This window comes from Streptococcus sp. 29896 (assembly GCF_032594915.1).
GTDB lineage: Bacteria > Bacillota > Bacilli > Lactobacillales > Streptococcaceae > Streptococcus > Streptococcus suivaginalis.
In genome coordinates this window covers 428,199-454,497 of the sequence record NZ_CP118733.1, presented here as the reverse complement: position 1 = coordinate 454,497, position 26,299 = coordinate 428,199, and the positions used below count along the sequence as shown (strand labels likewise).

The 26,299-nt window shown below is 44.5% G+C and carries 21 protein-coding genes, 3 tRNA genes and 3 rRNA genes; 5 read left to right on the top strand and 22 right to left on the bottom strand.

The window, feature by feature from the left end; genetic code table 11:
• Nucleotides 1-33 precede the first annotated feature (33 nt).
• The 3 genes from recX to PXH68_RS02150 all read left to right on the top strand — a co-directional run bounded on the left by recX (nt 34) and on the right by PXH68_RS02150 (nt 1,781).
• The gene (recX, locus tag PXH68_RS02160) at nt 34-810 is read left to right on the top strand and encodes a recombination regulator RecX (protein WP_248028812.1); all 777 of its coding nucleotides are present in this window, start codon (nt 34-36) and stop codon (nt 808-810) included.
• 73 nt (nt 811-883) lie between these two features.
• Nucleotides 884-1,417, top strand: a complete 534-nt coding sequence (gene ntdP / locus PXH68_RS02155) for a nucleoside tri-diphosphate phosphatase (protein WP_158455568.1) — start codon at nt 884-886, stop codon at nt 1,415-1,417.
• 43 nt (nt 1,418-1,460) lie between these two features.
• Nucleotides 1,461-1,781 carry a DUF960 domain-containing protein gene (locus tag PXH68_RS02150; RefSeq protein ID WP_248028811.1) on the top strand — a complete coding sequence of 107 codons (321 nt, stop codon included), beginning with the start codon at nt 1,461-1,463 and terminating at the stop codon, nt 1,779-1,781.
• A gap of 83 nt (nt 1,782-1,864) precedes the next feature.
• On the opposite strand, the gene PXH68_RS02145 is transcribed toward PXH68_RS02150, so the two are convergent.
• The 9 genes from PXH68_RS02145 to PXH68_RS02105 all read right to left on the bottom strand — a co-directional run bounded on the left by PXH68_RS02145 (nt 1,865) and on the right by PXH68_RS02105 (nt 9,913).
• Nucleotides 1,865-1,936: transfer RNA gene (locus PXH68_RS02145), tRNA-Glu, on the bottom strand.
• Between the two features lie 22 nt (nt 1,937-1,958).
• Nucleotides 1,959-2,031: transfer RNA gene (locus PXH68_RS02140), tRNA-Asn, on the bottom strand.
• 4 nt (nt 2,032-2,035) lie between these two features.
• Nucleotides 2,036-2,151: ribosomal RNA gene (rrf, locus tag PXH68_RS02135) — 5S ribosomal RNA — on the bottom strand.
• An 85-nt stretch (nt 2,152-2,236) separates the two neighbouring features.
• Nucleotides 2,237-5,140 (bottom strand): 23S ribosomal RNA (locus PXH68_RS02130).
• Between the two features lie 168 nt (nt 5,141-5,308).
• Nucleotides 5,309-5,381: transfer RNA gene (locus PXH68_RS02125), tRNA-Ala, on the bottom strand.
• A gap of 52 nt (nt 5,382-5,433) precedes the next feature.
• A 16S ribosomal RNA gene (locus PXH68_RS02120) occupies nt 5,434-6,990 on the bottom strand.
• Together the 16S, 23S and 5S rRNA genes with 3 tRNA genes alongside form the textbook arrangement of a ribosomal RNA operon.
• Nucleotides 6,991-7,330: 340 nt before the next feature.
• The gene (hpf, locus tag PXH68_RS02115) at nt 7,331-7,870 is read right to left on the bottom strand and encodes a ribosome hibernation-promoting factor, HPF/YfiA family (RefSeq protein WP_158455578.1); all 540 of its coding nucleotides are present in this window, start codon (nt 7,868-7,870) and stop codon (nt 7,331-7,333) included.
• 74 nt (nt 7,871-7,944) lie between these two features.
• On the bottom strand, nt 7,945-8,607 hold the full coding sequence (locus PXH68_RS02110) for a ComF family protein (RefSeq protein ID WP_316716073.1): 663 nt from the start codon (nt 8,605-8,607) through the stop codon (nt 7,945-7,947).
• Nucleotides 8,588-9,913: a DEAD/DEAH box helicase gene (locus tag PXH68_RS02105; RefSeq protein ID WP_398582967.1), complete on the bottom strand. Its 1,326-nt coding sequence runs from the start codon at nt 9,911-9,913 to the stop codon at nt 8,588-8,590. Before PXH68_RS02105 ends, PXH68_RS02110 begins: the two co-directional genes overlap by 20 nt.
• A gap of 36 nt (nt 9,914-9,949) precedes the next feature.
• Between PXH68_RS02105 and PXH68_RS02100 the strand changes: the two genes are divergently transcribed.
• Entirely contained in the window at nt 9,950-10,582 is a 633-nt protein-coding gene (locus PXH68_RS02100; protein ID WP_248027108.1) for a YigZ family protein, read from the top strand.
• Between the two features lie 88 nt (nt 10,583-10,670).
• Nucleotides 10,671-11,597 carry a cysteine synthase A gene (cysK, locus tag PXH68_RS02095; RefSeq protein ID WP_248027110.1) on the top strand — a complete coding sequence of 309 codons (927 nt, stop codon included), beginning with the start codon at nt 10,671-10,673 and terminating at the stop codon, nt 11,595-11,597.
• A 10-nt stretch (nt 11,598-11,607) separates the two neighbouring features.
• On the opposite strand, the gene PXH68_RS02090 is transcribed toward cysK, so the two are convergent.
• The 13 genes from PXH68_RS02090 to PXH68_RS02030 form a co-directional block, all read right to left on the bottom strand.
• A complete protein-coding gene (locus tag PXH68_RS02090) occupies nt 11,608-11,973 on the bottom strand; it encodes a S1 RNA-binding domain-containing protein (RefSeq protein ID WP_158455586.1) in 366 nt (121 codons plus the stop codon).
• A 1-nt stretch (nt 11,974) separates the two neighbouring features.
• Entirely contained in the window at nt 11,975-13,375 is a 1,401-nt protein-coding gene (locus tag PXH68_RS02085) for a bifunctional Cof-type HAD-IIB family hydrolase/peptidylprolyl isomerase (protein ID WP_248027112.1), read from the bottom strand.
• Between the two features lie 72 nt (nt 13,376-13,447).
• Entirely contained in the window at nt 13,448-14,089 is a 642-nt protein-coding gene (locus PXH68_RS02080; protein ID WP_158455590.1) for a response regulator transcription factor, read from the bottom strand.
• Nucleotides 14,076-15,077 carry a sensor histidine kinase gene (locus tag PXH68_RS02075; protein ID WP_398582973.1) on the bottom strand — a complete coding sequence of 334 codons (1,002 nt, stop codon included), beginning with the start codon at nt 15,075-15,077 and terminating at the stop codon, nt 14,076-14,078. Before PXH68_RS02075 ends, PXH68_RS02080 begins: the two co-directional genes overlap by 14 nt.
• Nucleotides 15,077-15,772 carry a cell wall-active antibiotics response protein LiaF gene (liaF, locus tag PXH68_RS02070; protein ID WP_248027116.1) on the bottom strand — a complete coding sequence of 232 codons (696 nt, stop codon included), beginning with the start codon at nt 15,770-15,772 and terminating at the stop codon, nt 15,077-15,079. The genes PXH68_RS02075 and liaF overlap by 1 nt, the downstream gene beginning before the upstream one ends.
• 152 nt (nt 15,773-15,924) lie before the next feature.
• Nucleotides 15,925-17,931 (bottom strand): Stk1 family PASTA domain-containing Ser/Thr kinase, encoded by a 2,007-nt coding sequence (gene pknB, locus PXH68_RS02065; protein WP_248027297.1) that lies wholly within the window; start codon nt 17,929-17,931, stop codon nt 15,925-15,927.
• Nucleotides 17,931-18,668, bottom strand: coding sequence for a Stp1/IreP family PP2C-type Ser/Thr phosphatase (locus tag PXH68_RS02060; protein ID WP_158455596.1), 738 nt, complete (start codon nt 18,666-18,668; stop codon nt 17,931-17,933). The genes pknB and PXH68_RS02060 overlap by 1 nt, the downstream gene beginning before the upstream one ends.
• Before the next feature lie 36 nt (nt 18,669-18,704).
• Nucleotides 18,705-20,012 (bottom strand): 16S rRNA (cytosine(967)-C(5))-methyltransferase RsmB, encoded by a 1,308-nt coding sequence (rsmB, locus tag PXH68_RS02055; protein ID WP_398582966.1) that lies wholly within the window; start codon nt 20,010-20,012, stop codon nt 18,705-18,707.
• Nucleotides 20,005-20,940 (bottom strand): methionyl-tRNA formyltransferase, encoded by a 936-nt coding sequence (gene fmt / locus PXH68_RS02050; RefSeq protein WP_205031338.1) that lies wholly within the window; start codon nt 20,938-20,940, stop codon nt 20,005-20,007. The genes rsmB and fmt overlap by 8 nt, the downstream gene beginning before the upstream one ends.
• 111 nt (nt 20,941-21,051) lie before the next feature.
• Nucleotides 21,052-23,433, bottom strand: coding sequence for a primosomal protein N' (locus PXH68_RS02045; protein ID WP_248027120.1), 2,382 nt, complete (start codon nt 23,431-23,433; stop codon nt 21,052-21,054).
• A gap of 58 nt (nt 23,434-23,491) precedes the next feature.
• The gene (rpoZ, locus tag PXH68_RS02040; protein WP_158456068.1) at nt 23,492-23,806 is read right to left on the bottom strand and encodes a DNA-directed RNA polymerase subunit omega; all 315 of its coding nucleotides are present in this window, start codon (nt 23,804-23,806) and stop codon (nt 23,492-23,494) included.
• A gap of 29 nt (nt 23,807-23,835) precedes the next feature.
• The gene (gene gmk, locus PXH68_RS02035; RefSeq protein WP_158455604.1) at nt 23,836-24,459 is read right to left on the bottom strand and encodes a guanylate kinase; all 624 of its coding nucleotides are present in this window, start codon (nt 24,457-24,459) and stop codon (nt 23,836-23,838) included.
• A gap of 99 nt (nt 24,460-24,558) precedes the next feature.
• Nucleotides 24,559-26,172, bottom strand: a complete 1,614-nt coding sequence (locus tag PXH68_RS02030) for a ribonuclease Y (RefSeq protein ID WP_158455606.1) — start codon at nt 26,170-26,172, stop codon at nt 24,559-24,561.
• Between the last annotated feature and the right edge of the window lie 127 nt (nt 26,173-26,299).

Here is a 26,299-nt window from a genome sequence, read left to right as displayed (position 1 = left end):
CTATTTTACCTAAATTTCCTGTATAATGAAAGAATGAGAATCACAAAGTTAGAAAAGAAAAAACGTCTCTACCTCTTGGAGACAGACCAGGACAATCAAGTCTATATTACTGAAGATACCATTGTGCGATTTTTCCTCACCAAAGGAAAAAAAATCAACGAAAATGAATTGAAAGAAGTGATACAGTTCGCACAATTCTCCAATGGAAAAAACATAGCTCTCTACTACCTATCTTTTAAAAAGAGAACGAAAAAAGAAGTCGAAACCTATCTTGAAAAACATAACATCGATCCCCTCACCATCTCTGAAATCTTACACAAACTCCAGGAAGAAAAATGGATAGACGACCAGGACTATGTCCAACAAGTTCTCTTTCAAAATGCACTTTCTGGAGACAAAGGTCCACAAGCACTAAGACAAAAACTGTATCAAAAGGGAATTTCTAAGCATATCATTGATGCTTGTTTTGAATTAGAAGAGTTTGAAGAGATTGCCGAAAAAGTAGCACAAAAACTACACAAGAAATACCTAGGCAAGTATTCTGATCGAGCCTTAAAAGAGAAAGTTAAACAAGGACTTTTATTAAAAGGATTCGACTATAAAGATGCTGATAAGGCGCTCGAAAAATTAGAATGGGTGCAAGATGAGCAAGAACAGGAAACCTTGCTAAACAAGGAATTAGACAAGGCCTACAGAAAATATAGCCGGACGGATACTGATTATTCCTTAGAACAAAAAATCATTCGCTTTCTTCTGAGAAAAGGATTTGATTACGATAAAATAAAAAGAGCATTAAGAGAATATTTGTAAAATCTACCACCGAGGACAAAAATATGATATAATGGTGGAGATTAAATTGAAATTGTAGAAAGTTGGTAGCCAAGTGAAATTACCAAAAGAAGGCGACTTTATTACAATTCAAAGTTATAAACATGATGGCGAACTCCACCGCTCGTGGAGAGACACCATGGTACTAAAAACAACAGAAAATGCTATTATTGGTGTGAACAATCATACATTGGTCACAGAAAATGATGGCAGACGCTGGGTTACCCGAGAACCTGCAATTGTCTATTTTCATAAAAAATACTGGTTCAATATCATTGCAATGATTCGAGACAATGGCGTTTCCTATTATTGCAACTTAGCTAGTCCCTACATCCTGGACAATGAAGCCTTAAAATACATCGATTATGATTTAGATGTGAAAGTCTTCGCTGATGGAGAAAAAAGACTACTTGATGTTGATGAATATGAAAAACATCGAAAACTCATGCAGTACCCTGAGGACATTGATTTTATTCTAAAAGAAAATGTCAAAATCCTCGTTGATTGGATTAATAATCAAAAAGGGCCATTCTCACCAGCTTATGTCAATATTTGGTACAAACGATATTTAGAACTGCGAAGTAGATAAAGTCAAAACCTGTTTAACAGGTTTTTTCTATAGAAAGGAAATTATGGGATTTTCAACAACCAAAGGCCGATATGCTAGTTTTGGCATTGTTACTACATTACCAGGCCAACTCATTGACCAAGTTTGGTATCTGATAGACAACTACTTAAAAGGAGTCTTCCCTTTACCTAACCTCTTAAAAATACAACTCATCAATAAAAACGGAAAGATTCAGTTTTGCTTTAAACACCAGAGTCTACCCATTTCCATTCTAATTGATAGTAAAGAGCGTTTCGATCCCTTCTACCCAACAAAAGTCATTGTAATAGACAAAGATGGAATTCAAACCATTTTGCTCCCAGATGAAGTTCATTTTCACGATTAAATCCCCAAGACTTCTTGGGGATTTTAATGAACACATTTCTACCAAATTTTGGAAAAACAAAAAAGGAGCTAACGCTCCAACTACAGTCCGTACGGGATTCGAACCCGTGTTACCGCCGTGAAAAGGCGGTGTCTTAACCCCTTGACCAACGGACCATGAACTAAAGATTTCTCTTTACTCCGCCAACAGGGCTCGAACCTGTGACATCATGATTAACAGTCATGCGCTCTACCAACTGAGCTATGGCGGAATATGCTAAGCGACTACCGTATCTCACAGGGGGCAACCCCCAACTACTTCAGGCGTTCTAGGGCTTAACTGCTGTGTTCGGCATGGGAACAGGTGTATCTCCTAGGCTATCGTCACTTAACTACTGAGTCTTGTCAACTCAAAATTGAATATCTATATTCTAACAAGTTTTACCAACGCTGTCAATATTGACTCTAGTTTATTTTTTGGATAAGTCCTCGAGCGATTAGTATTGGTCCGCTACATGTGTCGCCACACTTCCACTTCCAACCTATCTACCTGATCATCTCTCAGGGCTCTTACTAACATAAAGTTATGGGAAATCTCATCTTGAGGTGGGTTTCACACTTAGATGCTTTCAGCGTTTATCCCTTCCCTACATAGCTACCCAGCGATGCCTTTGGCAAGACAACTGGTACACCAGCGGTAAGTCCACTCTGGTCCTCTCGTACTAGGAGCAGATCCTCTCAAATTTCCTACGCCCGCGACGGATAGGGACCGAACTGTCTCACGACGTTCTGAACCCAGCTCGCGTGCCGCTTTAATGGGCGAACAGCCCAACCCTTGGGACCGACTACAGCCCCAGGATGCGACGAGCCGACATCGAGGTGCCAAACCTCCCCGTCGATGTGAACTCTTGGGGGAGATAAGCCTGTTATCCCCAGGGTAGCTTTTATCCGTTGAGCGATGGCCCTTCCATACGGAACCACCGGATCACTAAGCCCGACTTTCGTCCCTGCTCGAGTTGTAGCTCTCGCAGTCAAGCTCCCTTATACCTTTACACTCTGCGAATGATTTCCAACCATTCTGAGGGAACCTTTGGGCGCCTCCGTTACCTTTTAGGAGGCGACCGCCCCAGTCAAACTGCCCGTCAGACACTGTCTCCGATAGGGATAACCTATCCGGGTTAGAGTAGCCATAACACAAGGGTAGTATCCCAACAGCGCCTCTGTCGAAACTGGCGTCCCGACTTCATAGGCTCCTACCTATCCTGTACATGTGGTACAGATACTCAATATCAAACTGCAGTAAAGCTCCATGGGGTCTTTCCGTCCTGTCGCGGGTAACCTGCATCTTCACAGGTACTAAAATTTCACCGAGTCTCTCGTTGAGACAGTGCCCAAATCATTACGCCTTTCGTGCGGGTCGGAACTTACCCGACAAGGAATTTCGCTACCTTAGGACCGTTATAGTTACGGCCGCCGTTTACTGGGGCTTCAATTCAGATCTTCGCTTACGCTAAACCCTCCTCTTAACCTTCCAGCACCGGGCAGGCGTCACCCCCTATACATCATCTTACGATTTAGCAGAGAGCTGTGTTTTTGATAAACAGTTGCTTGGGCCTATTCACTGCGGCTCAGTTTAACTGAGCACCCCTTCTCCCGAAGTTACGGGGTCATTTTGCCGAGTTCCTTAACGAGAGTTCTCTCGCTCACCTGAGGCTACTCGCCTCGACTACCTGTGTCGGTTTGCGGTACGGGTAGAGTATGATACAACGCTAGAAGATTTTCTCGGCAGTGTGACGTCACTAACTTCGCTACTAAACTTCGCTCCCCATCACAGCTCAATGTTATAGATACAAGCATTTGACTCATATCACACCTCACTGATTAGACGGGCACTTCCAATCGCCCGCTTTAGTTAGCCTACTGCGTCCCTCCATCACTTCATACTCTAGTACAGGAATATCAACCTGTTGTCCATCGGATACACCCTTCGGTCTCTCCTTAGGTCCCGACTAACCCAGGGCGGACGAGCCTTCCCCTGGAAACCTTAGTCTTACGGTGGATGGGATTCTCACCCATCTTGCGCTACTCATACCGGCATTCTCACTTCTATGCGTTCCAGCACTCCTCACGGTATACCTTCTTCACACATAGAACGCTCTCCTACCATAACACCTAAGTGTTATCCACAGCTTCGGTAAATTGTTTTAGCCCCGGTACATTTTCGGCGCAGGGTCACTCGACTAGTGAGCTATTACGCACTCTTTGAATGAATAGCTGCTTCTAAGCTAACATCCTAGTTGTCTGTGCAACCCCACATCCTTTTCCACTTAACAATTATTTTGGGACCTTAGCTGGTGGTCTGGGCTGTTTCCCTTTCGACTACGGATCTTAGCACTCGCAGTCTGACTGCCGACCATAAATCTTTGGCATTCGGAGTTTATCTGAAATCAGTAAACCGAGATGGCCCCCTCATCCAAACAGTGCTCTACCTCCAAGATTCTTAATGTCGACGCTAGCCCTAAAGCTATTTCGGAGAGAACCAGCTATCTCCAAGTTCGTTTGGAATTTCTCCGCTACCCACAAGTCATCCAAGCACTTTTCAACGTGCCCTGGTTCGGTCCTCCAGTGCGTCTTACCGCACCTTCAACCTGCTCATGGGTAGGTCACATGGTTTCGGGTCTACGACATAATACTAAGGCGCCCTATTCAGACTCGGTTTCCCTACGGCTCCGTCTCTTCAACTTAACCTCGCATCATATCGTAACTCGCCGGTTCATTCTACAAAAGGCACGCTCTCACCCATTAACGGGCTCGAACTTGTTGTAGGCACACGGTTTCAGGTTCTATTTCACTCCCCTTCCGGGGTACTTTTCACCTTTCCCTCACGGTACTGGTTCACTATCGGTCACTAGAGAGTATTTAGGGTTGGGAGATGGTCCTCCCGGATTCCGACGAGATTTCGCGTGTCTCGCCGTACTCAGGATACTGCTAGGTATAAAGACTATTTCGAATACGAGGCTATTACTCTCTTTGGCCTACCTTCCCAGGTAGTTCTTCTATAATCTTTAAGTCCACATTGCAGTCCTACAACCCCGAGGAGTAAACTCCTCGGTTTGCCCTCCTGCCGTTTCGCTCGCCGCTACTAAGGCAATCGCTTTTGCTTTCTCTTCCTGCAGCTACTTAGATGTTTCAGTTCACTGCGTCTTCCTCTACACTACCTTAACAGTAGTGAGTGACAGGCATCAACCTGCCGGGTTCCCCCATTCGGACATCTCTGGATCTTCGCTCACTTACAACTCCCCAAAGCATTTCGTCGTTTGTCACGTCCTTCATCGGCTTCTAGTGCCAAGGCATCCACCGTGCGCCCTTATTAACTTAACCTTATTAACCTAACTTTTTTTCAAAAATTAGAAAACTCATTAAATATTCACAGCGTTTTCGGTTTATTTTCTTGTTACTATTTCTTAATGTATCTTAATCGATACATCAGGAATGTTTGATAGATATTCAATTTTCAATGGACAAAACTTTAACAACTTCCGTTGTTAATGGAGCCTAGCGGGATCGAACCGCTGACCTCCTGCGTGCAAAGCAGGCGCTCTCCCAGCTGAGCTAAGGCCCCACAAGACCTCTCAAAATTAAAGAAGACTAACGTACAGGTTCCATTTCCTTAGAAAGGAGGTGATCCAGCCGCACCTTCCGATACGGCTACCTTGTTACGACTTCACCCCAATCATCTATCCCACCTTAGGCGGCTGGCTCCTAAAAGGTTACCTCACCGACTTCGGGTGTTACAAACTCTCGTGGTGTGACGGGCGGTGTGTACAAGGCCCGGGAACGTATTCACCGCGGCGTGCTGATCCGCGATTACTAGCGATTCCGACTTCATGTAGGCGAGTTGCAGCCTACAATCCGAACTGAGACTGGCTTTAAGAGATTAGCTTGCCGTCACCGACTTGCGACTCGTTGTACCAGCCATTGTAGCACGTGTGTAGCCCAGGTCATAAGGGGCATGATGATTTGACGTCATCCCCACCTTCCTCCGGTTTATTACCGGCAGTCTCGCTAGAGTGCCCAACTGAATGATGGCAACTAACAATAGGGGTTGCGCTCGTTGCGGGACTTAACCCAACATCTCACGACACGAGCTGACGACAACCATGCACCACCTGTCACCAGTGTTCCGAAGAAAAATCCTATCTCTAGGACGGTCACTGGGATGTCAAGACCTGGTAAGGTTCTTCGCGTTGCTTCGAATTAAACCACATGCTCCACCGCTTGTGCGGGCCCCCGTCAATTCCTTTGAGTTTCAACCTTGCGGTCGTACTCCCCAGGCGGAGTGCTTAATGCGTTAGCTGCGGCACTGAGTCCCGGAAAGGACCCAACACCTAGCACTCATCGTTTACGGCGTGGACTACCAGGGTATCTAATCCTGTTCGCTCCCCACGCTTTCGAGCCTCAGCGTCAGTTACAGACCAGAGAGCCGCTTTCGCCACCGGTGTTCCTCCATATATCTACGCATTTCACCGCTACACATGGAATTCCACTCTCCCCTTCTGCACTCAAGTTTGACAGTTTCCAAAGCGTACTATGGTTAAGCCACAGCCTTTTACTTCAGACTTATCAAACCGCCTGCGCTCGCTTTACGCCCAATAAATCCGGACAACGCTCGGGACCTACGTATTACCGCGGCTGCTGGCACGTAGTTAGCCGTCCCTTTCTGGTAAGATACCGTCACAGAGTAGATTTTCCACTCCTACTCCCGTTCTTCTCTTACAACAGAGCTTTACGATCCGAAAACCTTCTTCACTCACGCGGCGTTGCTCGGTCAGGGTTGCCCCCATTGCCGAAGATTCCCTACTGCTGCCTCCCGTAGGAGTCTGGGCCGTGTCTCAGTCCCAGTGTGGCCGATCACCCTCTCAGGTCGGCTATGTATCGAAGCCTTGGTGAGCCGTTACCCCACCAACTAGCTAATACAACGCAGGTCCATCTCATAGTGAAGCAGTTGCTCCTTTCAAGCATCTACCATGCGGTAAATACTGTTATGCGGTATTAGCTATCGTTTCCAATAGTTATCCCCCGCTATGAGGCAGGTTACCTACGCGTTACTCACCCGTTCGCGACTCACTTATCTCGGTGGAGCAAGCTCCGGTGATATAAGTGCGTTCCACTTGCATGTATTAGGCACGCCGCCAGCGTTCGTCCTGAGCCAGGATCAAACTCTCATAAAAAGTTTTGATTCAAACTCAAGCTATCACTAGCTTTCCGTTTTATTGTTTTTTCGTTATTGACGATTTATCCTTAGATAAACCACCCTGCACGTTTGGTTCGTCTTCTTTAATTTTCAAAGGCCTTGTTCGTTATCGCTCTCTCGCGACAACTATCTTAGTTTATCATTTCTTGCGAAACTTGTCAACACTTTTTTGAAACTTTTTTTATTTCGTTTCTTCACTGTTAACTGATCGCTCGAGACAACTCCATTATTCTATCACCTTAACCTACCTTTGTCAATAGCTTTTTGAAACTTTTTTCAAAAAAATTGAGACAGGTATGAAACCTGTCTCATCGGCTTTATTTTACTTCAAGCAATCCTAGGTCACCATCTTCTCTTTTATATAGAAGATTTGTAGTGCCGTCATTTGCATCTGTGTAGATAAAGAAATCATGCCCAAGTAATTCTAACTGTAAAATTGCTTCTTCCAAATCCATTGGCTTCAAGTCAATTTGCTTGGTACGTACTACTTTTACTTCTTCTACTTCTTGGTCTGTAAATTCATCTGAGAAGACTTGGCTTGTTGAAATCTTTTGACGATGTTTGCGCTCAATTTTTGTCTTGTTGCGACGGATTTGGCGTTCAATCTTATCAACAACTAGGTCAATCGAGCCATACATTTCTTGAGATACGTCTTCCGCACGCAATGTAATGCTGCCTAATAGAATAGTAACTTCTACTTTTGCACGCTTGTCACGGTATACTTTCAAGTTGACTTTCGCATCTAGTTCTTGGTCTTCATTGAAATATTTTTCAATTTTTGCGACTTTGTCTTCTACGTAGTCTTTCAAGGCATCTGTAACTTCAAGGTTTTCTCCACGAATACTATATTTAATCATATTGTACCTCTTTCTAGGCTATTGCCTTTCTTCACTATTATTATATCATTTTTTTCTAAAAATGCAAGCGTTTCCTAACGAGCGATTGAAAAACTCTTGACTGTTTTCGCTCCTGCTTTCAAAAGTATTTTCCTAGCGTGTTGAATGGTCTGCCCTGTCGTATAGATATCATCAATTAAAAGAATCTTTTCTGCTGGCACTGTTTCTGAGATTAAGCAAAACGGTTGTTGCGTTTCGAGTCGTTCCTTTCGACTGAGACTGGATTGTTTGACCGTCTCCTTCTTTTCTAATAAGTTGTAATAGGATAAACCGGCTTCCTCTAGCAAGGCCTCGACTTGATTAAATCCCCTTTCTTCAAGACTTTTTTGACTGAGGGGAATGGGGACCAACTGCCAATCCTTCCATTCCTTACCCATTAGTTTAAGTTCTGAAGCAAAAACTTTTCTTAAAGCATAATCACCAAAAAACTTGTAGCGTGAAAAATAGCTGGCCATTGCTTGGTTGTACTGAAAAAGTGCCAAATGATCCGCGGGCAAACCTTGCTTTCGCCAATGTAAACAATCTTCGCATTCTTTATCCTCATCGTATTTGTAACAACTTGGACAATGCTTCTGCCCAATTTTCTCAAATTGCGCCTTGCATACTTGACAAGTTCTTGCCTGGCTCTTGGAAAAACTAAAGATGTTTGAAAAACTTTCTTTTGTCGAAATAGGTTGATCACAGAGAAGGCAGTTGATCATCTTTTGCCTCCTTATTCATTTCTCGAATCTCTTTTATTGCTGATTGCATGGCCTTTGTTTTTCCATTGTGAAAAAAGTACAATAGTCCATCTGCCCTATCCATACTACGCCCAACTCTTCCTGAAATTTGGACGAGACTGGATTTTGTAAACAACTGATGATGGGATTCTAATACGAAAACATCTACCCCTGGAAAGGTGACTCCTCTTTCGAGAATGGTTGTAGAGATAAGAATAGTAATCTTTCCCTCTCGAAAGGCTTGGACTTGGTCTAGCCGGTCACTGGTTTGACTAGAAACACAGCCTACACTCCCTTTTCCAAACTCCTTCTCAAGGATTTCCTGAACCTGTCGGCCTCTTTCAATCTCAGCAACAAACAATAGCAAAGGAAATCCTGTCGCCTGTTGCATCAAGATGGCTTTCATCAGTTTAGTTGGTAGGCAAGTCTTTTTAATAGAAGCTTCAAGGCTACCGAGCCAAATCGGTGTCGGGATAACCAAGGGATTCCCATGAAATCTTCTTGGCAAACTAAGCCGTTCCAGTTGGCCATTTCTGACCATCTTGTCAAGCCGATCTGTTGCAGTTGCCGTCAAAAATACTCTTACCCCATTTTCTTTGAGCGCATTGTCAACCGCCTGGTAAAGAATGGGGTTATCTACATAGGGAAAGGCATCAACTTCATCGATTATCAATAAATCAAAAGCCTGGTAAAATTTTAGCAATTGATGTGTGGTAGCGATGACCAAGGGTGTTCGAAAATAATCTGCTGATTCTCCATGCAAAAGGCTAATCGGACAAGTAAAGTCTTTTTGAAGCCGTTGGTAAAGTTCGATGCAAACATCCACGCGCGGGCTGGCTAAACAAACCGCCCCACCCTGTTTCAGAATAGTGTCGATGGTTTGGTAAATCATCTCTGTCTTTCCTGCTCCTGTAACGGCATGGACAAGACTTGGTCGTCCATTTTCAACTTGTTTTTGAAGGGCGGTTGAAATCTTTTCCTGCCAAGTCGACAATTGTCCTTGCCATTTTAAATAGGATTGTTCAGGAAATCTTTTTTGCGGAAAATAATACAAGGCTTGATCAGAACGTAGCCTTCCCAACAAGATGCATGCTCTACAATAATAGGTCTGATTCGGCAATCTACCTATCTCTTCATAGTCGGCTCCACATCGCAGACATGTCTTTGGACCAGTATTTTGCTCTAGTTTTCTTGCTAGGGCGATTTCTTCTCTTGTTAATTGATCTTGCGTGAACCATTTTCCGTACTTGTTTTCATCTCTCATACTTATTGATTCGTAATCCATCTTGTCAAGAGAGAAAAAAAATCGTACAATTTTTGTATGAAAGAATTTAAAACTATCAAGGACGACGGAATTGTCGACGAGGAAATTAAAAAATCTCGCTTTATTTGTTTTATGAAACGTGTCACTAGTGAAGAAGAGGCGAGAGAGTTTATCAATGCCATAAAAAAGGAACATTACAAGGCTAACCATAACTGCTCTGCTTTTGTCTTAGGGGAAAATATGACCATCAAGCGGACCTCAGATGATGGTGAACCATCCGGTACCGCTGGCGTTCCGATGCTGACGGTTTTAGAAAACCACCAGCTGACCAATGTGGTGGCGGTGGTGACCCGCTATTTTGGTGGTATCAAACTGGGAGCAGGAGGTCTTATTCGTGCATACGCTGGCGCTGTGGCAAAGGCGGTCAAAGAAATCGGGATGGTTGAGGTCAAGGAGCAGGAAGGAATTGCTATTTCTTTAACCTATGCTCAATACCAAGAATTTGCTAACTGGCGAGCGGAATGGCAACTAGAAGAGTTCGATACCCAATTTAATACAGGTGTAGACACCCTCATCTTCGTTGATAAGCAAGCAGTTGAGCCTGTTCTTGCTAGCTTGACCGAATTTTATCATGGTAAAGTTACTGGTCAAGTAGCTGAGTCTAGGGTGGTTGAAATTCCGATTCATTAAAAAAAGCTATCAAAGTGATAGCTTTTTTATATTTTACATGAGCTAAATTTCTTCTTATAATAGAAGCAAATTCAAGCGGAGGTGCTCTATGCCCATTTATCAATCAATTACCCAATTAGTTGGAAACACCCCAATCATCAAACTCAACTCCCTAGTGCCTGAAGGCGCTGCTGAGGTCTATGTAAAGCTGGAAGCATTCAACCCTGGCTCATCAGTTAAAGACCGTATCGCTTTAGCTATGATTGAAGATGCTGAAAAAGCTAGGATCATCAAACCTGGTGACACCATCGTGGAACCTACCAGCGGCAATACTGGTATCGGTTTGGCTTGGGTAGGGGCTGCCAAAGGTTACAAGGTAATCATCGTCATGCCTGAAACCATGAGTGTGGAACGTCGTAAAATCATCCAAGCCTACGGTGCGGAGTTGGTTCTTACACCAGGGAGCGAAGGGATGAAGGGAGCTATTGCGAAAGCAAAAGAGATTGCTGAAGAACAAAATGGCTGGGTGCCCTTCCAATTCGCTAATCCATCCAATCCAAAAGTTCACGAAGATACAACAGGTCAAGAAATTTTGAAGGACTTTGGTCCAACTGGCCTAGATGCTTTCGTTTCTGGTGTTGGTACTGGTGGAACTGTCTCTGGCGTTTCCCATGTTTTGAAGGCAGCAAATCCAGATATTGCAATCTACGCAGTTGAAGCGGATGAATCTGCCGTACTCTCTGGGGAAGCGCCTGGACCACACAAAATCCAAGGAATTTCAGCCGGCTTTATCCCGGATACCTTAGACACAACCGCTTACGATGGCATCATTCGCGTCAAGTCTGACGATGCACTTGCAACAGGACGTGCAATCGGTGGCCAGGAAGGGTTCTTGGTAGGTATTTCTTCAGGTGCAGCCATCCATGCAGCAATTGAAGTCGCAAAAGAATTGGGTGCAGGCAAAAAAGTATTAGCTATTTTGGCTGATAACGGTGAGCGCTATCTTTCAACAGCACTCTATGATTTCGAAGCATAAAAAAAGAAGGTCATGCCTTCTTTTTTTCTTTTAAAAATGCAACTGATTCTTTGACCCAGCCAGGCAGGGCTTGCCCCAAGGGAGCAAAACCTGTCTTATGGCGGTCACTGGTGAACCGATGATGGCGTGGTATTTTCTGTTTTTCCTCTTCCAGTGTTCGGATGGAAAGACTTGCCTTACCCGTGTACTCATCTAAGTCCACTACCTGTACCAATACTTCTTGACCCAAGGAGACTTGTTCATAGATATTATCGACAAACCCAGTCTTAATTTCTGAAATGTGGATCAAACCGCTTGTCCCATCTTCTAATTCGACAAAGGCGCCATAGGGTTGAATGCCTGTCACCTTGCCTGCTATTTTGTCTCCGATTTTCATATTAGTCCTCGATTTCAACTCCAAGAATGACTACATCTTCCACTGGTTTATCCATCGAACCAGTTTCTACACTTGCAATTGCATCCAAAACCTCAAATGATGCTTGGTCAACAAGGTGGCCAAAAACAGTATGGCGTTGGTCCAAATGCGGAGTCCCGCCCTGTTCGGCATAGGCTGCTGCAATTTCCGCAGGCCAACCACCACGTTCTAATTCTTTTTTGGCGTATGGTACTTTGTCAGCTTGTACAATAAAGAATTGGCTGCCGTTTGTATTTGGTCCAGCATTTGCCATGGATAGGGCTCCACGGAGGTTGTAGACTTCCATTGAAAATTCATCTTCAAATGATTCCCCGTAGATAGACTCACCACCCATACCTGTTCCGGTTGGGTCACCTCCTTGAATCATGAAATCTTGGATGATACGGTGGAAGATGACTCCATCATAGTATCCATCCTTGGCAAGGGCTACAAAGTTTGCAACTGTCTTAGGTGCTTGTTCTGGGAAGAGCTGAATTCGCAAGTCACCATGATTGGTATGAATCGTTGCAACCGGTCCTTCTACTGATTCCAAATTTAATTGGGGATATGTTCTTTCTTTCTCAACCATTCCTAATTTCTCCAAGGCATCAAAGATACCATCTTCTTCTACTTTTTTTGTGATATAATCTGCTTTTTTCTGCAACTCAGGATGCGAATGTCCCATTGCAATACTGATACCTGCATAATCAAAGACTTCCAAATCGTTTAGCCCATCACCGAAAACAAGGACATTTTCTGGTTTCAAGCCTAATTTTTCAACAACAGCTGCAACGCCTGCCGCTTTTGAAGCTGACTGCAAGACGATATCAGATGAAATCTCATGCCAACGCACACTACGCAAACGGTCTTGTAAGTTCTCAGGCAATTGAACTTCCTTACCAGTTTGTTCAAAGGTAATCAGTTGATAGACATCCTCTTCCTTGTAAAAATCAGGATCCGTTGGGAGGTTTTCATAAATTGGATCAATGGCAGCGCTAATTCGCTGATCCCGTGTAGAAATGGCAGCTGACTCGCCACCCATCATACCGTAATCGACTCCTTGACTTGCCATCCAATCCAAGGCTTCTTGAATCAGTTCTTTGGACATGACTGCCTTACGAAGAAAATTCCCTTTGGCATCTACAACGTAGGAACCATTGATCATAGCAAAATAATCAGGTTCCAAGGCCTTAATTTCAGGAACCAGCCCGTAAATGGCACGACCAGAAGCAATTCCGGTCAGAATCCCCTTTTTCTTCAAAGAAGCAAACACCTGTCGAATCGACTCAGGCATGTAGCCTGTATCTTTGATGCGCAAGGTATCGTCAATATCGAAGAAAACAATTTTAATCTTTTTTGCTCTGTATTTTAATTTTGCATCCATCTGTTTCCGTCCTTTCAAGGGTCTATATTTGACCAAAAAATGGGAAAATTATCATATTTTCCCATTATACCACTATTCTGCGTCTTGCGCTACTAGGCCATGTTGAAAGGCATAAACTACTGCTTGCGTCCGGTCACTAACTTCCAATTTAGAAAGGATATTGGAAACATGGGTTTTAACGGTTTTGAGGGAGATAAAGGATTCATCGGCTATGCGCTGATTATCGTAACCCTTGGCTAATAAAGAAAGAATTTCCCGTTCACGCGCAGTCAGATCATCATGGAGATTTGGATGGCGTTTTTGATCTTCAACTTTCTTCTCTACTTCCGTTTCAATTGCAAATTGACCGTCTGCTACTTTTTCAATCGCCCGCAATATCTCATCTGCACTCGATGTTTTCAACATGTAGCCTCTTGCCCCAGCTTCTAGGACTGGATAGATCTTGGCGTTGTCTAGGTAAGACGTCAGGATTACAATTTTGGCTTCCTTCCACTGAGAAAGAATCTCAAGTGTCGCTTCCACTCCAGTCATCTTGGGCATGACCAAATCCATCAAAATAACATCTGGACGAAGACTCAGGGCTTTTTCCAGTCCTTCTTGTCCATCTTCAGCTTCTGCAATCACTTCCACATTGGCTTGCAGATTGAGATAACTTTTCAATCCCAGTCTAACCATCTGGTGGTCATCAACTAAGAGCACACTAATCTTCTTCATGTTCTTTTCCTTTCAATAAGGGAATACGGATATCAATGGAGACACCTTTTTGAGGCGCTGTCCGTATTTTGATAGTTCCTGCCATATCTTCTACTCGTTCCTGAATATTTTTCAGCCCGTAGCTGACCTCTTCTTCTTGCTCTACCTGCATTCCGATGCCATCATCTGTAATTTTCAGTTGTAGCTCTGCTTCCTTCTGAATAAGAAACACATCCAAATGCTGGGCCTTGGCATGACGAAGGGCGTTGCTGATAATTTCTTGGGCAATGCGGAAGAGGTGGTCTTCAATCGCCTTAGGTAATTGGTCCACCTGGTGCTGAAAATGGACTTGAATCGAACTCTTATCTTCAACTTCGCGTAATATCAGTTCAAATCCGTCTACCAGATTACGACCGTCCAACTCACTTGGGCGTAAATGGAGAAGTAAAATACGCAAATCTTTCTGAGCTGATTCCAGCATTTCCTTGACCGAGAGTAGCTGGGTCTGCAGGGTTGCTGCATCTATACTGGTCAAATTTCCTGCAATCCCTGATAGTATCATGGAGCTCGCAAATAATTCTTGACTGACTGTATCATGCAATTCTCGGGCAATCCGTTTACGTTCCCCTTCAACAATCTCCTCTCGTTTCACCAAATCCAAATTATCAACTAGCTGTACTTGACGAGTCAACATGCGGACCTTTTTAGACAGGGCTACCAATTCCTCCTCTTCTTCCGCCTGTGAAAAAACGGGTTTGTTTTGCAAAATCAACTTCATTTTTTGGCGCATGGAGCGGGTTGCAAGCAAGACCGACGATTGAACAAAAATCCAAAGAAAGATTGACAGGACGATGATGAGGATGACAATGGTGAAAACAAGTTGATCTGTTTCAACCCAAAAAGTGACATCCATGAGAGGGTGTTCTAGAAGGGGGAAGATAGCTGCCAATACAACAAGAACCAAGAGGATAGCATACCAAACGTAGAGGAGGAGACGACCTGCTTTCATCATACGCTTACCACCTCCACATCACCCAAAATCGAATTGACAACGATTTTTATCCGCTTATGCGATTGCAAATAATTGGGACTGGATAAGGAAACATTTTCATTTCGCAAATCTAGCTGAGGTTGTCCCATAAATCGAACACTGCCATAGATACTGGATGCCGACAGGGAAACTTCCACATCGATTGGTACGATAATCTTGGTTTTTCCAAAAGTTTTTCGAACAACAAAAATATTGTCTCGCCCTGTCAAGATGGTTTCATCCAAATCAATCACATCATTTCCAAAGAGTCGGATCATGTTAATATCTTCGTAACCGAATTGATCATAGTGATGATCTTGGTTTCCAAACCAGTGATTTTTATCCCGTTTGACTGCCAAAGCCGTATCTTCAAATACCAAGTGGGTGTACTGGTTTTGTTTTTGGTAACGGGAGAAAAAATTGAAAAAAATGTAAACAATAAGTAGAATAATCCCAAATATAAAGAAGGGATTGAGCAGAAAGACCAGAAAAATCAAGTAAATACCTGTTAAGAGGAGGAGATTTCCTTGCCGACGCCCCAAAAGATACCACAAGCCCAAGATAACAAATGCTATAAAAAGCAAACTGCGGGCTTGTTGACTAGCCAATACGTCAAAAAAGGCTAGGGTAAAGATGATCGATTCTACCAATAGAAAAAATTGAACTTTGCGCATAGTTTTCCCTTTCCTTCTTATTGTACCAAAAATCGACTGAATGTCATCCATCCTGAGATGGAATTGCTGAATGTTAGAGCTTGGTGTTGCCCATTCGAAAGGACAGCCTATATAAAAAGTGAGGCTGGGTTTGCCCCAACCTCATGTATATTTTATTGGCTACTTGAAGTAGATGTCGAACTCGAACTACTTGTGGTAGTTGTTGTTCCAGTAGAGCTTGTTGATGAACTACTTGACGAAGCAACTGTGACATAGAGCGTTACAGTCCCTGTGATGGACTCTCCTGCTCCCGGAGATTGTCCGACAACCAAATCTCCTGTCGTAGAAGTATAGGCATTGTCAACAAATTTTTCAATAGTTGTAACATCAACTCCCAGGGCTTGTAGTTGCCTTCTGGCCTCTGCATAGCTAACTTGTAAAACCCCAAAGTCTGGCATCACCGCTGCTTGACCTTTCGACACAACCAAGTTAACGGCCGTGCCTTTTTCTAGGGTGGTTGTTGCAACTGGATCCGAGCTGATCACATAGCCTGACTCCACTTGAACACTAAATTCTTCTGTCGTCGTTCCGACAATCAAACCTGCGGATTTGAGCATTTGTGTCGCTTCTGATAGCGATTTTCCTGTTACATCTGGAACTTCGACTGGTTCTACCCCTTTAGAAACAGTCACAGTTACTGTGGTTCCTTTTTGATGAGAGGTATTGGCATTTGGGCTGGTTTTGATAACCTTACCTGCCGAAACAGTATCACTGTAATCTTCTTTCAGGACAACTTCAAAACCTAGGTTCTCTAGTTCGGCCTGGGCAGTCTCTGCATCTTTTCCAACCAAATCCGGAATATTGATCGCCTCTTCAACCGCCACAACAATATCAACTGTCGACCCTTCTCGCTTGGAGCTTTTTGCCGCCGGATTGGTACGAATCACTGAGCCTTCTGGAATTTCCGTCGACGCCTCACTGGTTACATTTCCAACCAAGAGACCTGCAGTTTCAATTTTTTCTTTCGCAACTTCCAAGGTCTGACCTGTAACGTCTGGGACTTGGACTGTTGCCGGTGTGTTGTAGAGGATGGCAACAAATCCTGCTAGCATCAAAAAGATGGAACCAAGTAAGACCTTGTAACGGGTACGCATACCACGACGTTTTTTCTGCGCTTTTGGAAGCGGAGCAGGTTTTGGCTTGTTTTTGGCTGCAACTTTTTCTTTCTTAGCTTCTTGTTTAGCCTGTTTTTTACTCGGCGTTGTTGCTTCTGGATTGACTTGAGCCAGTTTTGGTAGGGTTTTTGTATCAACCTTATTATCATCCAAAATCACTTTGGCTTCATTTCGGCGTTCATAAGAAAGGGCTGAAGCCAAGTCTGCATACATCTCTGCCACAGACTTATAACGAGCGGATAGTTTTTTCGCTGTTGCCTTCATCACAACATTTTCCAAAGCCTGTGGTACAGCTGGATTTTCTTCCCGAACAGATGGCAGCGGCTTTTGGAAATGCTGGAGGGCAATCGTAACCGCACTATCTCCATCATAAGGAATCCGACCAGTCAACATCTCAAAGAGGATAATTCCCATGGCATAGATGTCACTTTGAACGGTTGCTTTCGAACCTCTAGCCTGTTCAGGAGAAAGGTAGTGAACTGAGCCCAACATGGAGTTGGTCTGGGTCAAGCTGGTTTCCGCGAAGGCAACTGCAATCCCAAAATCCGTTACCTTAGCGGTTCCGTCTTCGGTCAACAAGACGTTTTGGGGCTTCAAGTCACGATGGACAATACCCCGGGTATGTGCCATACGCATAGCAAGTAGAATCTGGCCCATAATTCGAACCGCATCATCATTAGACAAAGGAGCAAAATCCTTGATGTACTTTTTCAAATCCAGTCCATTGACATATTCCATTGCTAGGTATTGTTGCCCATCTTCTTCACCAATGTCAGTAATACGGACAATATTGGGATGATCCAGTTCAGCCATAGAACGTGCTTCCCGCTGGAAACGTTGGATAGCAATCTGATCTGTCTGGTAGTTGGTACGAAGAACCTTTACAGCAACTTCTTCCCCATCCAAGATCAAATCTCGTGCCATATAGACATCTGCCATTCCTCCTCGGCCAATCTGCTTGACAATACGATACCGCCCAGCATAGATTTTACCAATTTGAATCATTACCAACTACCCTCCGTAATCTGAAGAAGAGCTACGGTGATATTGTCTAAACCTCCTGCATTATTTGCAAAACGAATCAGTGTCTCCGCCTTGCTCTCTAATGAAACGTCGCTAAGTACAATGTCTCGAATATCTTCTGTTGAAACCATATTGGTCAAGCCGTCACTGTTAATGACAACATAGTCACCAATTTCCAAGGTCTTGAGTCCAATATCTGGCTCAACTGGTTCTTGTTGCCCAATCGATTGGGTCACAAAGTTTTTCTGAGGATGGCGTTGTGCCTCTTCTTCAGTAATTTGACCAGCGCGTACCAAGGCACCTACAAGAGAATGGTCATTTGTCAGGCGTTGGTACTCTTCTCCACGGACAAGTCCAATACGTGAATCGCCAATATGGGCATAAATCATCTGATTTTCAATAACAACTACCGCTTCTAAGGTTGTTCCCATTCCTTTGTACTCTTCTTGCAAGCCTAACTGGTGAATCTTTTGGTTTTCCTCTTCCAAAACTTGGACAAACCATTCTCTCACATCATTTAAGTGATTGATATGGGAATCGACCCAAAGAGTTCCAAGGTCTGTAACCGTCATTTCGCTAGCAATATGCCCAGCGCGGTGACCACCCATCCCATCTGCAAGGAGGATCAAGTCAACTCCAGCTCGGTTAGTATAACGGTTGACGTAATCTTGGTTGTTGGATCTTTTTTGACCAACATCTGTTAACAAACTAATCTTCATATATCTTTTCTGCTGTTGTACAGCAACCTCCTCATATTAGGATATTCTTTTCACTTGACCGATGAAAAAGCCATCTGTCAAAAATTGTTCAGGGGTTATCAAGAGGCATCCGTCCACCATCAATTCCTTTTGAGAATGATGAAGCGGTACCTGCTCAAAATTAGGATGAGTCTCTAAAAATGCTCGAAGCACTTCCTGATTTTCCTTGGCTATAATAGTACAGGTGCTATAGGTCATTATACCACCTTTTTTAAGACTTTGGCAAACGCTATCCAGAATCTGCAACTGAACTGCCTGTAGGGATGCAAAATCTTGCGTTTCTTTATTATAACGGATATCTGGTTTCCGACGAATCAAACCAATACCAGAACAAGGTGCATCAACTAGGATTTTGTCGAAGCGATCTGGACCAAATGTTTCAGCAACTTGCATGGCATCGAGCTTCTGCGTGCGGACACGGTCAGTAAGACCAAGTCGCTGAGCATTTTCTTCAATTAACCTTAATTTATGGTCATACAGGTCCAGGGCTGTCACTTGGCCACTGGTTAGATAAGAAGCCATATGACAGGTTTTTCCACCAGGCGCTGCACAAGCATCTAGGACCTGCTCATCTCCCTGTAAATCAAGTGTCGGTGCAACCAGCTGACTGGATTCATCTTGGATGGTCAGCAATCCTTGTTGAAAATAATCCGTCCCAGCAAAATGTCCATGGTCCTTGACCAGGCCGACTGGTGAAATCGCAGAGGGTTTTGCATCCAAGGAAACTTGTAGGTTTTCAAAATAACTGGAATCCGTCACACGGACGCTGGCCTTATTGCGGACAAGTAAGCTAGCAAATATTGCCTCCGCGCGTTCTTCGCCATACTCTTCAATCAATCTCGTCACCAACCATACAGGCAGGGAATAGAGGACTGAATAGCGCTTGTTCTTACGCTTGATGGTATCAGGATTTGGCAAATCCGTAGCCAGAATTTTTCGCAGGAGCGCATTGACAAACTTATCCGTTCCCTTGCCTCTTTTGGCTAACTCGACGGCTTCGTTGACGACTGCATGGTTAGGAATTTTGTCCAAATAACACATTTGGTAGAGACTCAGCATGAGTAGATAATAAACCCAGCTATCCAACTTTTCTCTGTCTTCGATAAAATGAGCCAAGTACCATTCGAGGGTAATTTTTCGAGACAAACTTCCGTAAACCAGCTCCGTCACCAGGCCCTTGTCCTTGTCTGATAACTCAGCTTGAGACAGAGCTTGCTGAAGGGCAATATTGGAATAGGCTCCCTTATCAAAGACTTCTACCAAAACCGATAAAGCAAGGCTTCTAGCCGATTCTTTCTTACTCACCAAAACGATCTCCTACTGCTAGGTCGCGCCCTGCACCATTGAGAAAATCTGCAACAGTCATCTTAGGCTTGCCTGCGGGTTGAACAGTCAAGAGTGACAGAGCACCCTGACCAGTTGCTACGATTAACTCCTTTTTGTTGCGGCTGATAACCTGACCTGCAGGCCCTTCACCTTCCACAGCGACTGCTTCTTGGATTTTAAAACGCTCACCCTTCCAGTAAGTATGGGCAACCGGCCATGGATACATACCACGAACTTGATTGAAGAGCTGACGAGCTGTCTTGGACCAATCCAAAACCTCTTCTTCCGGCTGGATATTCGGCGAGAAGGTGACTTGACTTGGATCTTGAGCGACTGGTCTCAGGTTCCCTGCAAGATAGGCTGGCAGACTGGAAAGCAATAAATCACGACCAACTACCGCTAGTTTCTCAAAAAGAGTGCCGACATTATCCGTCTCTTCGATGGCGATGCTATCAGCTGCAATCATATCGCCTGCATCCATCTCTTTGACCATTTCCATAATAGTGACACCTGCTCGTTCATCACCATTTATAAGGGCATAATGAATCGGTGCACCACCACGATATTTAGGTAGGAGCGAAGCATGAACGTTGACTGCAAAATCAACTGAATGAAGCAATCTTGTAGGCAAGAATTGTCCAAAAGCAGCTGTAACAATGCCATCCGCTCCTAGACTCATAATCGCTTCCATCTCTGAACTGCCTGATAATTTCTCCGGTTGATAAACTGGTAAATCATAGGCTAATGCAACCTCTTTCACAGGGGTCGTTTGAATTACTTTTTTTCGACCAACTGCACGATCTGGCTGAGTCACCACAGCTAACACCTCATAGTGACTATCAGCTAAAATTCCTTTCAATACGGTCGCAGCAAAGGCTGGCGTTCCCATAAAAATAATTTTTGTCATCCTATTCATTCTCCTCTTACTATCCTTTAATTATACCATTTTTGCTTATTTTTTCCTTAATCCAAGCCCTATTCACGATAAAAAGAGGCTGTTTTTCAGCCTCCTATTAACTTACATCATGTTCTGCGGTTCATTATCAATGACCATCCGCAAATCCTTCATTTCCTTTTCCTGGGTCTTGTCCAGGATATGGTTGAGAACTGCTTCCAGATTTTCTTCCTTGCGGTACTTGAGGATAATTTGATAATGATAGAGGTTATGGGTGCGGGCAATGGGTTTGGGAGTTGGCCCCAAGATGCGAATGCTATCGCTAAGATTTTCCCGTAAGAAGCTGACCACCTCAAAAGCCTTTTGCACCACAAAATCTTCCGACTTGTGCGACAGGGTCAATCCAACCGTGAAATAATAGGGAGGATAACCCAGATTGCGACGAATGTTCATCTCATATTGGTAGAAGCCTTCGTAATCCTGATTCTTGGCAAAGGCAATGGCGTAATGGTTGGGGTTGTAGGTCTGAATCAAAACCTCCCCTTCCTTGTCAGCTCGACCAGCACGACCAGCCACCTGAGTTAAAAGTTGGAAAGTCCGCTCAGAAGAACGGAAATCAGGCAGATTCAGAGCTGTATCCGCATTGAGAACGCCGACCAGGGTTACGTTTGGAAAATCCAGTCCTTTGGCAATCATCTGGGTGCCCAACAAGATATCGGCTTCTCCCCGACCAAAGCGGTCCAACAAGCCCTCGTGAGCTCCCTTTTTCCGTGTGGTATCCACATCCATTCGCAAAATCCGTGCCTCTGGTAGCAGTTCCTGCAATTCATCATAAGCCTTCTGGGTCCCCGTACCGTAGTAGCGAATGGACCGCGACTGGCAATTGGGACAGATCTGGGGAATAGCCTTCTGAAAACCACAATAGTGGCAGTTCATGGACCGACTATCCATGTGCAAGGTCAGGGAAATATCACAGTTGGGACACTGGTCAACCGTCCCACAATCCCGGCACATGACAAAGGAAGAATAGCCCCTGCGGTTGAGCATGAGGACCACCTGCTCCTTTTTCTCTAATTTCTCACGGATTTTATCCAAGAGGATCGGGGTAAAATTGCCAGCTTCCTGCTGACCGATATAATCGCGAAAATCCACTACCTGCACCTCTGGAATTTTGGCCAGCGGATTGGCCCGTTGATTAAGCCTTAGAAGACCGTACAAGCCACGACTGGCACGAGCCCTAGTTTCCAAACTAGGCGTTGCAGAACCGAGCACCAAGACTGCCTGGTTGTAATCTGCTCGCAACTTGGCCACTTCACGTGCATGGTAGCGGGGATTGCTGTCTTGTTTATAGGTGGCCTCGTGCTCCTCATCGATGATAATGACCCCCAGATTTTTCAAGGGAGCAAAGACTGCCGACCGAGCACCGACCACGACCTGAGCCTGCCCCTGCTCAATCTTCCGCCACTCATCATACTTCTCACCGTCCGACAGGCCTGAGTGCAATATAGCCACCTGCTGACCAAACCGAGCGATAAAACGATTGGTCACCTGTGGCGTCAGAGAAATTTCTGGCACCAGCATAATAGCCGTTTTTCCCTGAGCCAAGACCCGCTCAATCACCTGCAGATAGACCTCCGTCTTACCAGACCCCGTCACGCCTTGCAGCAGATAGGTCTGGCTCTCCTGACCAACGGTCGAGACAATCTGCTCCACCGCAATAGCTTGCTCAGGATTTAAGGTCAGGGCCTGGCTAGCCTCCACCTTGTCAAAGTAAGCTTGACTGCGACTGACCTCCTCCTCCCAGACCTCGATTAGTCCTTGTTCCTCAAAAAAGTCGAGGATCTCTTTGGAATAGTTCTTTCGCAGACTTGCTAGGGGCGCAGGCTCTGCCTGCTGCAAGAGCAGATCTTTAAGCTCTTGGCGTTTCTTGGCACGCTTGCTAATGTCAAAGTCTGCTAGCTTGTCCTGATAGACCCGGTACCATTTTTCCCGTTTGATGTGTTTTTTATCCATGGCAACATAATCCACCTCAATCTTGCCAGCCTGGGCCAATCGCATGACACGTGCCTGATGCTCGACATCCAAATCCGAAAATCGAATCTCCTCACGCCCTCCAAACAAGCTTTCCTGCTCTGCTTTTTCCAAAGAAACCTTGGGACGTAAAACCTTATCGTAGCTGGAGTTTAGGAGGTTGGGCAACATAGCTTTGAGGAGGCTGATTTTGTAAGAAAAGACAGTCTTTCGCAATTGTTCCGCCAACCAGAGTTGCTCCGTAGTCAAAACGGGACGGAAATCCAAGATTTCCGCTATGTCCTTGGTATCCTCCGACGCTGGCTCATCCAATAATCCCACAATAATCCCTTGGATCAAACGATTTCCCTTGCCAAAGGGGACATGGACTCTCACACCGATTTGCACCATCCCCTCCCACTGGGATGGGATACGATAAGAATAGGGCTTGTCCGTCTGCATAAGGGGAACATCCACGATAATCTCCGCTAACATAGAACCTCCTTTCTAAAATCAAAAGAAACTCAGCTGGAAGCCAACTGAGTTTAGGTGTCTAGATTTTTTCGCCATCTTCTTTCTCTTTGGCAATTTGAGCCTTGATTTTACGCTCTTCTTCTTCTGCTAAACGTTTCGCCTCTTCTGCACGACGACGAACAGCTTCACGTTTGGCTTCTGGATCTGGGTGAATCACTACGTTGCCAGCCTCGATTTCTTCCAAGGCACGCAAGGTGGATTTAACAGAAGTAAATTCTTGGGTTGGTTTTGCTCCCGCTTCCAATTCATGGGCACGCTTGGCTTCCAAAATCACCAAAGAATACTTTGATGGCACCTTATCCAATAAGGTATCAATCGAAGGTTTTAACATCATAATCGTTTACTCTTTTCTATCTACTTTTCTTATCTATGAGCTGTTTCACTAATCATCTCATCGTAGCGACCAATGACACGATCTACTCGGAAATGCTCCGCTTCAATAATTCGTTTGACACGTTCAGCCGCCAAAGGCACTTGGTCATTGACAACTGCATAATCGTATTCGCGCATGAGGGCAATTTCTTCTTTAGCACGCTCGATCCGTTGCTCAATCACTTCCTGGCTATCTGTTCCACGCCCAACCAAGCGATCCTGCAATTCTTCCAAGTCAGGTGGGGTCAAGAAAATAAAGACTCCATCTGGCACTTTTTGTTTTACCTGCAGCGCTCCTTGAACTTCAATTTCAAGAAAGACATCGATCCCCTTGTCAAGTGTTTCATTGACATATGTCAAGGGCGTCCCGTAGTAGTTTCCAACATATTCTGCGTATTCCAACATCTGACCCTGACGAATCAAATCTTCGAATTCTTCTCTTGAACGGAAGAAGTAATCTACTCCGTCCACTTCACCAGGTCGCTGAGGACGCGTCGTCATGGAAACTGAATATTCAAATTTATTATCAGAACTATCAAAGATTTCCTTTCGAACAGTTCCTTTTCCAACCCCGGAAGGACCAGAAAATACAATTAGCAAGCCACGTTCGGTCATGACATCTCCTTTTCATCTTTCAATCTAGTGTAACAAAAATCTGACTAGATTTCAACACCTTGATGAAGGGATTGAAAAAAGCAACCTGTCGGTTGCTTCTTATTTTGCAATATCTGTTGCTCTAGTTTCTCGAATAACCGTAACCTTGATATTTCCAGGATAATCCAAGTTGTTCTCGATTTTTTCACGCACATCATGTGCCAAGATAGTGATCTGATCGTCCGAAATTTTGTTTGGATGAACGATAATCCGCACTTCACGACCTGCTTGAATCGCATAGGATTGCTTAATACCATCAAAGCTATTCGCAATTTCTTCCAAGTCTTGTAGACGCTTGATATAAGCTTCCATGGATTCACGACGTGAACCTGGGCGAGCTGCACTCAAGGCATCCGCTGCGGCAACAATCACAGCAATAGTGCTGGTTGCTTCAACATCCCCATGGTGACTGGCAATAGCGTTGACAACGATTGGATTTTCTTTGTACTTACGGGCCAATTCTGTACCGATTTCAACGTGACTTCCATCCACTTCACGGTCGATGGCTTTCCCAATATCATGCAAGAAACCTGCACGACGGGCTAGATTGACATTTTCACCCAACTCAGCGGCCAAGACTCCAGCCAATTTTGCCACTTCAATCGAATGACGGAGGACATTTTGACCATAAGATGTACGGAAATGCAAGCGCCCCATAATCTTAATCAAATCAGGGTGAAGATTTGGTGCCCCAATTTCATAAGCTGCAGCTTCACCATATTCGCGGATGCGGTTGTCCATCTCCAAGCGATGCTTGTCAACTAACTCTTCGATGCGAGCTGGATGAATCCGTCCGTCTTGCAACAGGGCTTCCATGGTCATGCGGGCAATTTCACGACGAATAGGATCAAAGCCAGACAAGACAACCACTTCTGGCGTATCATCAATAATAACATCAATCCCCGTCAAGCTTTCGAAGGTACGAATGTTACGGCCTTCACGACCAATGATTCTTCCCTTCATGGCATCGTCTGGCAAGTGAACGGATGTGATGGTCTGCTCTGCCACATACTCACCTGAGATCCGTTGCATAGCTTGTGCCAACAAATCTTTCGCGGTTTTATCCGCACGTTCTTTCACCTCACGCTCAGCATCCTTGATGCGGGTCGCAATTTCATGGGTCAGCTTGTCCCGTGTCTCTGTCAAGATTTGCTCCCGAGCCTGGTCCTGGGTCAGAGAAGCAATTTTCTCCAATTCCAACGCCTTTTCTTCTTCCAATTTTTGGACAGCTTGCTCGCGCTCATCAATGTGTTTAGATTTATCAGTTAGGCTTTGTTCCTTTTGCTCTAAAGCCTTTTCTTTGTTCGTTAAATTATCGTCCTTGCGGTCTAAGCTGCTGGCCCGCTCCGTTAAGCGAAGCTCAGTCTGCTTCAGTTCTTGTCTTTCAGACTTAAACTCTTCTGCAACTTCCTCCCGATATTTTCGTGCCTCTTCTTTCGCTTCCAAGAGCAACTCTTTTTTGAGGGTCTGGCGGTCACGTTCTGCAGTTGCAAGAATTGCTTCTGCTTCGTGCTCTGCCTTACCTCTCATGTTGCTGGCTTCTTGTTCAGCAGATAAAAGTGTCAGTTCTGCAGTTTCTTTTGCAGATTTCATTTTCAAAGAAATGGCTAGATAACCAATGACTAAACCGATGAGAGCAGAAACAAGTGTCACTACAAGTGTAACAAATTCCATTTTTCTACCTCTTTTTTCGATTAGATTTTCACAAAAATCTTCTTTTATTCTATCATAATTGAAACGATTTCACAATTCAAAAAATTAAAATATGATATAATGATTTGGAAGGAATTTTAGAAAGTGA